This window comes from Pseudomonas sp. Lz4W (assembly GCF_000346225.2).
Taxonomy (GTDB): Bacteria; Pseudomonadota; Gammaproteobacteria; order Pseudomonadales; family Pseudomonadaceae; genus Aquipseudomonas; species Aquipseudomonas paraversuta.
Genome location: NZ_CP017432.1, coordinates 2,497,833 through 2,509,785 on the forward strand (window position 1 = coordinate 2,497,833; position 11,953 = coordinate 2,509,785).

Below are 11,953 nucleotides of genomic sequence, written 5' to 3' on the forward strand. Positions count from 1 at the left end.
CTGTGAAAGGACCTGTTATTTGAAGACTGTCTGTCCGCCCCGGAGCTTTCATGGCTGTCGTGCCTTATAAAACTGCGGTCGGCGCCAGAGATGGGCGCGGGACTGTGTTGAATTATTGACTTGTATCATTCCGGACATCTGGCTCCCGTGATATTGCCGCCCAATAAAAAGCCCTGCATGGGCAGGGCTTTTTATTGGGCGCAGACTTTAATGACGCAACCATGAATCCACGGTGCTGGCACCGTATTGTTCTTTCCATGCCTTCAAGCCATGGTGGTTGCCGCCTTTAGTTTCGATAAGTTCACCGGTATGCGGGTTTTGATAAACCTTAAGTACGCGGGCCTTGCGTTGTTTGGGGGCGGCACCGGACCTGGGGGCAACCGTGCCGGGGTCAAGAATGGCAATAATGTCCCGAAGGTTCTTGCCATAGAACTTCATCAAGTCTTTGAGTTTTTGCTCGAACTCAATTTCTCTTTTAAGTCCGGCGTTATTTTTCAATGCTTCGAGCTGGGCGATCTGCTCTTTAAGTGCTTTCTCAGCAGCGCGAAATTCAGCGAGTCTGGACAAAGTCATTACTCCATTCACTGGTCCGGCCTTGGAGAGCCGGAGTGTTTTAATGATGATTGAAGTGCATGGGGCAGGGGCCGGGTCCAGTACCTTGAACACCTGAACACCGTCCATGACCTTTTTAAATAACGTGACAACCTTTAAACAATCGAAAAAATTGTAGTTGTTAATTGTCACACTGCCAAGCCATGAACCCGCACAATTAACAAAAGACTTTGCCCCGAAGGGGGCAGGTTCATAGAGGCAAGTATTTATTGCGTCGGTGCAGGGCGCGCCACTAAAGATTTGATGAAGTCAGGGGCGGGCAAGGGGCGGGCGAACAGATAACCTTGTAAAAACACCACCCCTTTAGACGCCAGATAGTCGCTTTGCTCTTGTGTTTCAATCCCTTCGGCGACTATTCCCAGATCCAGTTTTGCACTGAGCTCGATAATACTGTCGAGAATGTGTCTGGACAGGGCATCCACGCCGATCATTGCGACAAAACTTTGATCGATTTTCAAGTAATCAATGTTGAACTCATGCAAGTAACTCAGGCTCGAATGGCCGGTGCCAAAATCATCAAGGGCAATCATCACGCCCAGGCTATGGAGTGCCGAGAATAATTGATGGGTGATTGCCGTGGGCACAATCAACTCGCGTTCGGTCAGTTCCAGAACCAGGGTGATTTGCCCTGCCGGGAAAGCGTCCAGGAACTCGCGGCAATCATCAATTAGTTCAAGGTTTTGACAATGGCTGGCCGCGATATTGAAGCCTATATGGAAGCCGGGCTCCATGCTGGAGGCGTGGGGCGCCAGTAGCCGGGCAGTTTGCTGCATCAGCGAGCGGGTCATTGGCACTATCAGGCTCGAGTGTTCGGCAAACGGAATAAACAAGTCAGGACGTACCAGTCCTTCTCTGGGATGCTGCCAGCGCATCAACACTTCGGCTCCGGCCCATTGCTTAGTATCGCTGCGTACGACCGGCTGGAAGTAAGGAATAAACTCTGCCGCGTCCAGACCCCGCTGCAATTCATGGGTGGGTGAAGATGAGCGCTTATTTAACCAGTGCACCGTTAAAGCAGACACCAGCCCCAAAAATACAAACAAGCCCATCAGTCCGGTGTATCGCGCCCATACAAAACGCCCGACCGTTCCGGGGCCGAATCCCGCAACAACCTGGTAGGGGTACTGGGTGGAGGCGACACTGACTTGTGCCACCGGAAAAGGCTCGGCCGGAGCATCACGCACCTGGCCATACTTATCGATCGAATCACTGCCCACTTGAATCAGTAATTGCGTGTACTGATTGATCAAGCCCAAAACATTGACCAGATGTGCGCCATACAGGCTGACCAGCACCCCTGCTTTGCCTTCCTCGCGCCTGTAGACCAGCAACGGGTCGTTGGGCGTTACCGGATTGCCGGCCATCAGCTTGAGCTCGCCTTTGGCATATTCATCCGGGTTTACGATTTCTTTGAAGGGGCCGAACAGGGAGGTGCAATAAATCAGGTTGTCCCACACCATGTTCACCGCGCGCACGAAAGGCCGGCGCGTCACCTGGTCACGCAACGCCAGCTCCACCTGGGCGCAATCGCGCCCCGCCATCGGCAGCATCACATCGGCTGCCTGTGCGGCATTGTCGAGCATCAAGTCAAACTGGCGAATGGCTTCTTGCGCGGTGTGGGTGGCCTCAAACTCCAGGGCTCGATTGGCCTGCCAAAAAATAATACACATGCCGAGTACCACGGGCAGCAATCCACTGAGCAGAACCAACGCATAGCGATCAGTCCATTTGCGGGTCGACTTCAGCGTTAATGGCATTGCATATCCTGGGCTAGGGGTAAAAGCTGATTAAAGACAGCTGGTTAACATGATGTAAGACAAACCGGATTACGCCATGTAGAATCGGCTTACGCATACAAGAATAATGACTTCTGCCAGCAGAAGCCCCTCCGCGTAAGAGATGGGTCGAAATGAAGATATTCGGGTTCCAATTGATCTACGGCGATTTCCTGGCTCGCAGTGTACGCGGGATCTCGTGCGCGCCTCCCGTCAGCCTCAGCATTCTTAGCAAATAACCTTCTGTTAATTCTAAAAATGACCATGATGAGGCGCCAAAATGGCCGATCTATACGAAAACCCAATGGGCCTGATGGGCTTTGAATTCATCGAATTCGCGTCCCCGGTACCCAACACCCTCGAACCCATTTTTCAAATTATGGGCTTCACCAAGGTGGCCAGCCACCGTTCCAAAGACGTGCACCTGTATCGCCAGGGCGAGATCAATCTGATCCTCAACAATGAGCCCCATAGCGTAGCTTCTTATTTTGCCGCAGAGCACGGTCCTTCGGTGTGCGGTATGGCCTTCCGCGTGCGCAATGCGCAACAGGCATTTTCCCGGGCGCTGGAACTGGGTGCGCAACCCATCGAAATCCCCACCGGCCCCATGGAGCTGAACCTGCCGGCAATCAAGGGTATCGGTGGCGCGCCACTGTACTTGATTGACCGCTACGGCGAAGGCAGCTCGATCTACGACATCGATTTCGTGTTCATTGAAGGTGTTGATCGTCATCCGGTGGGAGCCGGCCTGAAAATCATCGACCACCTGACCCACAACGTTTATCGCGGGCGCATGGCCTATTGGGCCAACTTCTACGAGAAGCTGTTCAATTTCCGTGAAATCCGCTACTTCGATATCAAGGGTGAATACACCGGCCTGACCTCCAAGGCAATGACCGCACCGGACGGCATGATCCGCATTCCTTTGAATGAAGAATCATCCAAAGGCGCAGGGCAGATCGAAGAGTTCCTGATGCAGTTCAACGGTGAAGGCATCCAGCATGTGGCCTTCCTGTGTGACGACCTGATCAAGACCTGGGATGCACTGAAGGGCATAGGCATGCGCTTCATGACCGCGCCGCCCGACACCTACTATGAAATGCTCGAAGGCCGTCTGCCTGATCACGGCGAACCGGTAGATCAGCTGCAGTCGCGGGGCATTTTGCTGGATGGCTCTTCCGAGCCGGGTGACAAGCGCTTGTTGCTGCAAATCTTCTCGGAAACCCTGATGGGGCCGGTGTTCTTCGAGTTCATCCAGCGCAAGGGTGATGACGGATTCGGCGAAGGCAACTTCAAGGCGTTGTTTGAATCCATCGAACGCGACCAGGTGCGCCGTGGCGTGTTGAGCACCGATTAAACATCCATCCTGTAGGGGCTGGCTTGCCAGCGATGGCAGTCTGCGGTTCACCAGTAACACCGCATGGACTGCATCGCAGGCCGGCTCCAACAGTTCGGTTACTTAAAACAATCCCGCCGCAATATTGATCGAGAAGCCCAGTACCGCAGTGTTGAACAAAAAGCCTAACAGCGAATGCACCAGCACGGCTTTGCGCATCTCACGGGTAGCGATGCACACGTCGGACGTCTGTACCGCAACGCTGAGGGTGAAAGAGAAGTACAGAAAATCCCAGTAATCCGGGTTCAGCTCCCCCTCCGGAAAACGCAAGGCCGGCTCCGGCCCCTCATTGTTATAAAACAGCCGCGCATAGTGCAGGCTGAAAATCACCCCGATCATCAGCCACGACCCCACCACCGTCAGCCCGGTAAACCCGTAGTGCATCAGTTGCTCGGACTGATCGAGTTTGCTGTTGCCTGACAGCTCGAGGGTGATGGCCGCCAGACTGGCAATGGCGGCGATGCAAACGGTGAACAACACCATGCTGGCATTTTCATCTTCGACTTCGGCGGTGCTTTTCACGTCGCTGGCTGCGGAGCGAATCACCAGCCACAGGGTCAATCCCAGATACAACCAGACACAGACATTCCAGCCCAGCAAGAACTTGGTCGTCAGGGTTGCAGCGGGAGCAAAGATGCCGACCGCGACCCCAAGCAGGGTGGCAACGGTCAGGCGAGGATGAGTGCGGGCAAGGTGCGACATCGACAAGACAATCCCTGTTACTAATTGATGCAGCACCTTACCACGGGCAGAACCTGTTACAGCTGGCGCGGCTTGCTTCTCACCAGTTTCATCACCACCACAAAGAACACCGGTACAAACACCACGGCCAGGGTGGCGACGATCATGCCGCCAATTACCCCGGTACCGATGGCCTGTTGACTGGCCGAACTGGCCCCGGTGGCAATCGCCAGAGGCACCACCCCGAGAACGAAGGCCAGTGAGGTCATCACAATCGGCCGCAAGCGCAGGCGTGCGGCTTGCACCGTGGCATCTACCAGATCATGCCCTTCGTCATACAGGGTCTTGGCAAATTCGATGATCAGAATGGCGTTTTTCGCCGACAGGCCAATGATGGTGATCAAGCCAACCTTGAAGAACACGTCATTGGGCATCCCGCGCAACGTCACGGCCAATACGGCCCCGAGTACACCCAGGGGTACGACCAGCAAGACCGCAGTCGGAATCGACCAGCTTTCATACAAGGCGGCCAGGCACAGGAACACGAACAGCAACGACAAGCCCAGCAAAATCGGGGCCTGGGCTCCGGACAGCTTTTCCTGCAGGGACAAACCGGTCCACTCCAGGCCCAGCCCGGCAGGCAACTGATCCACCAGACGCTGAACCTCGATCATTGCCTCGCCGGTACTGCGCCCGGGGGCTGACTCACCGGAAATACTGATGGCCGGGTAGCCGTTATAGCGCGTCAGTTGCGCCGGCCCCTGAATCCAGCGGGCTTCGACAAAGGCCGAGAGCGGCACCATTTTCCCCAGGTTGTTGCGCACATTGATCTTCAGCAAGTCTTCAACCTGACTGCGCTGATCACCCTCTGCCTGCACCACAACCCGCTGCATGCGCCCCTGGTTCGGGAAATCATTGACGTAGGCCGAGCCCACGGCCGTCGACAGTACGTCGCCAATGTCAGCGAACGAGACCCCCAGGGCATTGGCGCGTTTGCGGTCGACTTCAAGTTGCACTTGCGGGCTTTCAGCCAGCGCGCTTTCGCGCACGTTGGCCAGTACCGGACTCTTCTCGGCCAGAGCCAGAAATTCGCTACGGGCCTGCATCAGTGCGTCATAGCCGACGCTGCCACGGTCCTGCAGGCGGAACTCAAAACCGCTGGAGGTCCCCAGACCACTGACTGGCGGCGGCAGGATAGCGAAGGCTATTGCATCCTTGAGTTCGCCAAACACGGCGTTGGCCCGTTCGGCGATGGCCGAAGCCGAGTCCTTGGCGCCGCGTTCAGACCAGTCTTCAAGGGTGGTAAAGGCCAGGGCCGCGTTCTGTCCGTTACCGGAAAAGCTGAAGCCCAGAATCATCGTGGTGTTGCCTATGCCGGGCTCGCTGGCGTTGTGCGCCTCGATCTGCTCGGCCACCTTGATTGTGCGGTTCTGGCTGGCACCCGGCGGCAACTGGATATCAGTGATGATGTAGCCCTGGTCTTCAACCGGCAAAAACGAGGAGGGCAGGCGGGCAAAAAGCACCACCAGCACCACCAGCAGCGCGCCGTACAGCAACAGATAGCGGCCACTGCGCTTGATCAGGTGCACAACCCAGTGCTCGTATCCCTGTGACAGGTGTTCGAACTTGCGGTTGAACCAGCCAAAGAACCCGCCCTTGGCATGGTGCTCGCCCTTGGCGATCGGCTTGAGCAGGGTCGCGCACAGGGCCGGGGTCAGTGACAGGGCCAAAAATGCCGAGAACAGAATCGAAGTGGCCATCGACACCGAGAACTGCTGGTAAATGATGCCCACCGAGCCCGGCATGAACGCCATGGGGATAAACACCGCCACCAGCACCAGGGTGATGCCGATAATGGCACCGCTGATCTGGGTCATGGCCTTGCGGGTGGCGTCGCGCGGCGACAGCCCCTCGCTGACCATGATCCGCTCGACGTTTTCCACCACGACAATCGCATCGTCCACCAGAATGCCGATGGCCAGCACCATGCCGAACATGGTCAGCACGTTGATCGAGAACCCCATCACCAGCATGGTGGCAAAGGTGCCCATCAAGGCCACCGGCACCACGAGAGTCGGGATCAGGGTGTAGCGCATGTTCTGCAGGAACAGATACATCACCGCAAACACCAGGATCATGGCCTCGACCAGGGTGTAGATCACTTTGGTGATCGAGACCTTGACGAAGGGTGTGGTGTCATAGGGGATGGAGTATTCAACGCCTGCCGGGAAATAGCGGCTCAGTTCATCCATCTTGGCGCGGATCAGGTTACCGGTACTCAAGGCGTTGGCCTCGGGCGCCAGTTTCACGCTGAAAGCACTGGCCGACTTGCCGTTGAGGCGGGTGCCGTATTGATACTCCTGGCTACCGATCTCGACCCGTGCAACATCGCCAATACGTACGGTAGAGCCGTCCGGATTGGCGCGCAGGACAATATCGGCAAACTCCTGCGGGCTTGACAGCTGACCCTTGACCAGCACCGTGGCAGTGATTTCCTGGGTCTTGCTGCCTGGCAAGTCGCCGATGCTGCCGGCGGCAACCTGGGCATTCTGACTGGCAATGGCATTGTTCACGTCAGTGGTCGTGAGGTTGAAACCGATCAGCTTCTGCGGGTTGATCCAGATCCGCATCGCCCGTTCGGCGCCATATAGCTGGGCCTTGCCGACACCCTCCACGCGCTTGATTTCGTTCATCACGTTGCGCGCCAGATAATCGCTGAGCGCAACTTCGTCGAGGTTGCTGTCCTTGCTGGCTGTCAGGGTCACCAGCATCAGGAAGCCCGAGGAAATCTTCTCCACCTGCAAGCCTTGCTGAATCACGGCCTGGGGCAGGCGCGACTCAACGGTCTTGAGACGGTTCTGGACATCGACCTGCGCCATCTCCGGATCGGTACCGGGCTTGAACGTCGCGGTGATACTGGCGCTGCCCAGGCTGCTCTGGGATTCGAAATACAGCAGGCCGTCAGTACCGTTGAGCTCCTGCTCGATCAGGCTGACCACGCTTTCGTCCAGGGTTTGTGCCGATGCGCCGGGGTACACCGCATAGACCTCAACCTGTGGCGGGGCGACCACCGGGTATTTGGCAACCGGCAATTGCGGAATGGCCAAAGCCCCGGCCAGCACGATAAACAACGCAACGACCCAGGCAAAGACCGGGCGGTCGATAAAGAACTGCGGCATGCTCACTGATCCGTGGAGTGTGCGAGAGGGAGTTTCGGATCGTCGATCTGCACTTGCTCACCCGCACGGGCATGCTGCAAACCTTCAATCACAATACGGTCACCTGCCTTGAGGCCGGCATTGACGATCCAGCGATCGTTCTGAACGCTGCCCAGTTGTACCGGCTGCTGTTTGACGCGGTTATCCGCATCCAGCAACAACACTTGGGCAACCCCGGCACTGTCTCGCAAAATCGCCCGCTGGGGCACGCTGATGGCTTCTTTGTTGACCGCCTGCTCCAGGCGCACACGGACAAAGCTGCCGGGCAGCAAATCGTAATCCGGATTCGGGAACTCGCTGCGCAAAATGATCTGTCCGGTACTTGGATCAACACTCACGTCGGTGAACAGCAACTTGCCGGGCAGCGGATAAAGGCTGCCGTTATCACGGATCAGCGTGGCCCGGGCCTGGTTCTTGCCCACCTGCTGCAACTCGCCGGCGCGGAATGACTCGCGCAGATTGTCGAGGTCGCGGGTGGACTGAGTAAGGTCGACATGGATCGGGTTCAGTTGCTGAATACGGGCCAGCGGGGTGACTTCGCCCTGGCCCACCAGGGCGCCTTCAGTCACCAGTGCCCGGCCAATGCGCCCGGAGATCGGCGCCGTAACAGTGGCATACCCCAGGTTCAACTGGGCGCGGCGCACGGCGGCCTGATTGGCAGCCACATCGGCATCGGCCTGCTGGGCCTGGGCCCGGGCATTGTCATAGTCCTGACGACTGATGGCGTTACTTTCAACCAGCTCGCTGTAACGCTGATCCTGAAGTTTGGCCTGCATGGCAAGTGCTCTGGATTTGCTCAGGGCTGCCTGGGCGCTGTCCAGATCTGCCTTGAACGGAGCGGGATCAATCAGGAACAGCACCTCACCCTGTTTGACTTCACTGCCTTCGGTATACATCCGCTTCAATACCACTCCGGCGACCCGGGCACTGACTTGCGCCACGCGCGGGGCAACCACCCGGCCACTGAGTTCGTTATTGATCGACAGGGGCGCGGTGGCAATGACTTCGGTGCGAACTTTGGCCAAAGGAGCCTTGGTCTCGGCGACCGGGCTTTTATCACAGGCACTGAGGGTCAGAGCCAGTGCCGAGAGGCAGAGGGGGGCGAAGAGCTTTTTCAACGATCGTGCCTTCTTATATATGCGGGATATTTCTGTAAGTGCTCCTGCATGCTAAGGGCAGCACGCAAGGGGCGTTGTGAAGCTGTGTAGGTGGTATGTGAAAAAGTGTGAAGGTTGTGCGCCTATCCATGTGAGGTTGTATATCCTTCGGGTTTTCCCCTGGTTGTAAGCATTTATTATGCCCACTATTTTGCTGGTCGAAGACGACGCTGCCCTCTCGGAGCTGATTGCCAGCTATCTGGAGCGCAACGGTTACCAGGTCAGCGTGATTGCCCGAGGCGATCAAGTCCGTGAGCGCGCAAAAAGCAATCCACCTGATCTGGTTATTCTTGACCTGATGTTACCGGGTCTTGATGGCCTGCAAGTCTGCCGTTTGTTGCGAGCCGACTCGGCAAGTTTGCCGATCCTGATGTTGACAGCGCGCGACGATAGCCATGATCAGGTGCTGGGGCTAGAGATGGGCGCCGACGATTATGTGACAAAACCTTGCGACCCCCGTGTGCTGCTGGCCCGGGTTCGTACTTTGTTGCGTCGCAGCAGCCTGGTCGAACCCCACGTGGCCAGTGACCGGATCATTATCGGCAACCTCTGCATCGACCTGTCGGAACGTACCGTGACCTGGCGCGAACAGGGCATTGAATTGTCCAGCGGCGAATACAACCTGCTGGTGGTACTGGCCCGGCATGCCGGAGAAGTGTTGAGTCGCGATCAAATCCTCCAGCGTTTGCGCGGTATCGAGTTCAATGGCACCGACCGCTCGGTGGACGTGGCCATCTCCAAGTTGCGGCGCAAGTTCGACGACTGCGCCGGCGAAGCGCGCAAGATCAAGACCGTATGGGGCAAGGGCTACCTGTTCAGCCGCTCCGAGTGGGAATGTTGAGCCCATGTTCAAGCTCCTGCTTCGTTTGTATCTGGTAACGACGGTTACCTTTGCTGCTGCCATCTATGCCGTGCCTGAACTGGTGGTGACGCTGTTCCATGAGCGTTTCGTCAGCTACAACGCCGATATGTCGCGGGGCATGCAGACCCTGCTGGTCAAACAGTTTCAGCAACTCCCCGTCGGGCAGTGGCCGGACCTTGCCCGGGATCTGGACGCCCAGTTCAAACCCATACGCGTCAACTTGCTGCCCATCAACGACCCCAAGTTCACCCCCAAGGAGCAACACCAGCTGCAGCAAGGGCAGGGCGTGATACGCATCGGCGACTGGGGCTGGCGCACCCTGGTGGTCTCGCCGCTGAACCGGGAGCAGGCCATCGAGTGGGTGATGCCCCCTGATCCGCTGGAAATGAATCTGTTGTACTGGGGTATCAACGTCTTGATCGGCGCTGCCTTGCTCGGCGGCTTGCTGCTCTGGATGCGCCCGCACTGGCGCGACCTGGAGCGTCTGAAACACACCGCGGCGCGCATTGGCCAGGGACAGTTGAGCGAGCGCACGCAAATTTCACCGCGTTCAAACATTTATGCCCTGGCCACGGTGTTTGACACCATGGCCCAGGACGTTGAAAGCCTGCTCAATCAGCAGCGCGACCTGCTGAACGCAGTTTCCCATGAGTTGCGTACACCCCTGACGCGACTGGACTTCGGTCTGGCCCTGGTACTGTGCGACGACCTGCCCGAGGCCAGCCGCGAACGCCTGCAATTACTGGTCGGACACATTCGTGAACTGGATGAGCTGGTACTGGAGCTGTTGTCTTTCAGTCGCCTGCAGAATCCCCGGCTGGCACCGGAGCGGGTCGAGGTATCGCTGGACGAATTTATCGACAGCATCCTCGGCAGTTTTGATGAAGAACTGGAGACCCCCGACATAGTGCTGGATGTGCGCCTGCACGGGACTCAACAGCGCTTTGCCCTTGACCCGCGCCTCACGGCCCGGGCCCTGCAAAACCTGTTGCGCAATGCCATGCGCTACTGTGATCGCCGAATTCAGGTGGGCGTAAACGTAACGCCACAGGGCTGCGAACTATGGGTCGACGACGATGGCATCGGCATACCGGAGCCCGAACGCGAACGGATTTTCGAGCCGTTCTATCGTCTGGACCGCAGTCGGGATCGGGCAACGGGAGGTTTTGGTCTGGGGCTGGCAATCAGTCGACGCGCCCTGGAAGCCCAGGGCGGCAGTTTGAGCGTGGAGCAATCACCCTTGGGTGGTGCCCGCTTCAAATTATGGTTGCCCGGTTAATGAAACCGGTCATTGCTGCGCGGCTCAGATAGAGCGGCGCTGGCGGCTCACATGCTTGAGGCCTTCGATGATCAGCACCACCACCGCGAGCCAGATCGGACCATAGGTCAGCCACTGACCCTCTTCAAGACTGTCGCCGAGCAACAGGGCCACGGCTACCAGTAGCACCGGCTCGACATAGCTGAGCAGGCCAAACAGGCTGAACGGCAATAGGCGACTGGCCAGAATGTAAGCAAAGCCTGCGGCGGCACTGATAATCCCCATCAGCGGCACCAGTGCATACAGGGCCTCGCGCTGGGCGCCCAGATCTACATGGGGGCCTGCCATCACGAACCATAGCGAAACCGGGACCATCAACAGCATGTCCAGCCACAGACCGCCGAGGTTGTCGATACCGATTTTTTTGCGCAGTACGAAGTACATCGGGTAACCGATGGCGACCACCAGGGTCGTCCAGGAGAAACCGCCGGTGCGGTACAACTCGTTGGCAACGCCGATAACGGCCAGGGCCGTGGCTATTTTCTGCAGGTGCGACAGGTGTTCACCGTAGACGATGCGACCGGTGAGGATCATCGTCAGGGGCAGCAGGAAATATCCCAGTGACACATCCAGACCGTGCCCGTTCAGCGGCCCCCACATGAACATCCACAGCTGTAGGCCGACCAGGAAGCTGGTGAGCAATACGCAAGGAATCAGTAGAGGTTTATCGCTTAAGCGCTTGAAAATGATGGGAACCCATTTCCAGTCGCCGGAGAGGCAGATAAAGAGTGTCATGAATGGCAGCGATATGAGTATTCGCCAGCCGAAGATTTCCTGACCATCAAGGGGCCAAAGAAGAGAAGTGAAGTAGTACAGGACGCCGAACAAGCAGGAAGCCAAAATCGATAGAAAAATGCCTTTAGACACAACAACCTCAATGGATCTACAACGTTACTCGTTTGAGTGGGAACATAGCTTGAGGCTGTTCAGGGTC

General features: G+C 57.2%; 9 protein-coding genes. 3 read left to right on the forward strand and 6 right to left on the reverse strand.

Features of this window, described 5'->3' with window-relative positions; all coding sequences use genetic code 11:
* Positions 1-207: 207 nt before the first annotated feature.
* Both B195_RS11540 and B195_RS11545 read right to left on the reverse strand, forming a co-directional pair.
* Positions 208-567, reverse strand: a complete 360-nt coding sequence (locus B195_RS11540; RefSeq protein ID WP_003445439.1) for a histone-like nucleoid-structuring protein, MvaT/MvaU family — start codon at positions 565-567, stop codon at positions 208-210.
* Positions 568-818: 251 nt separating this feature from the next.
* Positions 819-2,369, reverse strand: coding sequence for an EAL domain-containing protein (locus B195_RS11545; protein WP_003445441.1), 1,551 nt, complete (start codon positions 2,367-2,369; stop codon positions 819-821).
* 298 nt (positions 2,370-2,667) lie between these two features.
* Between B195_RS11545 and hppD the strand changes: the two genes are divergently transcribed.
* A complete protein-coding gene (gene hppD / locus B195_RS11550) occupies positions 2,668-3,744 on the forward strand; it encodes a 4-hydroxyphenylpyruvate dioxygenase (protein ID WP_003445442.1) in 1,077 nt (358 codons plus the stop codon).
* A 102-nt stretch (positions 3,745-3,846) separates the two neighbouring features.
* Here the strand turns inward: hppD and B195_RS11555 are convergent, their stop codons facing one another.
* From B195_RS11555 to B195_RS11565, 3 genes are read right to left on the reverse strand one after another with little or no spacing between them, the layout of a single operon-like run.
* Positions 3,847-4,485, reverse strand: a complete 639-nt coding sequence (locus B195_RS11555; protein ID WP_003445443.1) for a DUF1345 domain-containing protein — start codon at positions 4,483-4,485, stop codon at positions 3,847-3,849.
* A gap of 56 nt (positions 4,486-4,541) precedes the next feature.
* Complete coding sequence (locus B195_RS11560; RefSeq protein WP_003445445.1) at positions 4,542-7,643, reverse strand: efflux RND transporter permease subunit; 3,102 nt, start codon at positions 7,641-7,643, stop codon at positions 4,542-4,544.
* A gap of 2 nt (positions 7,644-7,645) precedes the next feature.
* Positions 7,646-8,800 (reverse strand): efflux RND transporter periplasmic adaptor subunit, encoded by a 1,155-nt coding sequence (locus tag B195_RS11565; protein ID WP_003445446.1) that lies wholly within the window; start codon positions 8,798-8,800, stop codon positions 7,646-7,648.
* Between the two features lie 178 nt (positions 8,801-8,978).
* Here B195_RS11565 and B195_RS11570 point away from each other — a divergent pair, with 178 nt between their 5' ends.
* Positions 8,979-9,680, forward strand: a complete 702-nt coding sequence (locus tag B195_RS11570) for a response regulator transcription factor (protein WP_003445448.1) — start codon at positions 8,979-8,981, stop codon at positions 9,678-9,680.
* A 4-nt stretch (positions 9,681-9,684) separates the two neighbouring features.
* Entirely contained in the window at positions 9,685-10,980 is a 1,296-nt protein-coding gene (locus B195_RS11575; RefSeq protein ID WP_003445451.1) for an ATP-binding protein, read from the forward strand.
* A 24-nt stretch (positions 10,981-11,004) separates the two neighbouring features.
* On the opposite strand, the gene rarD is transcribed toward B195_RS11575, so the two are convergent.
* Positions 11,005-11,886: an EamA family transporter RarD gene (rarD, locus tag B195_RS11580; protein WP_003445453.1), complete on the reverse strand. Its 882-nt coding sequence runs from the start codon at positions 11,884-11,886 to the stop codon at positions 11,005-11,007.
* Between the last annotated feature and the right edge of the window lie 67 nt (positions 11,887-11,953).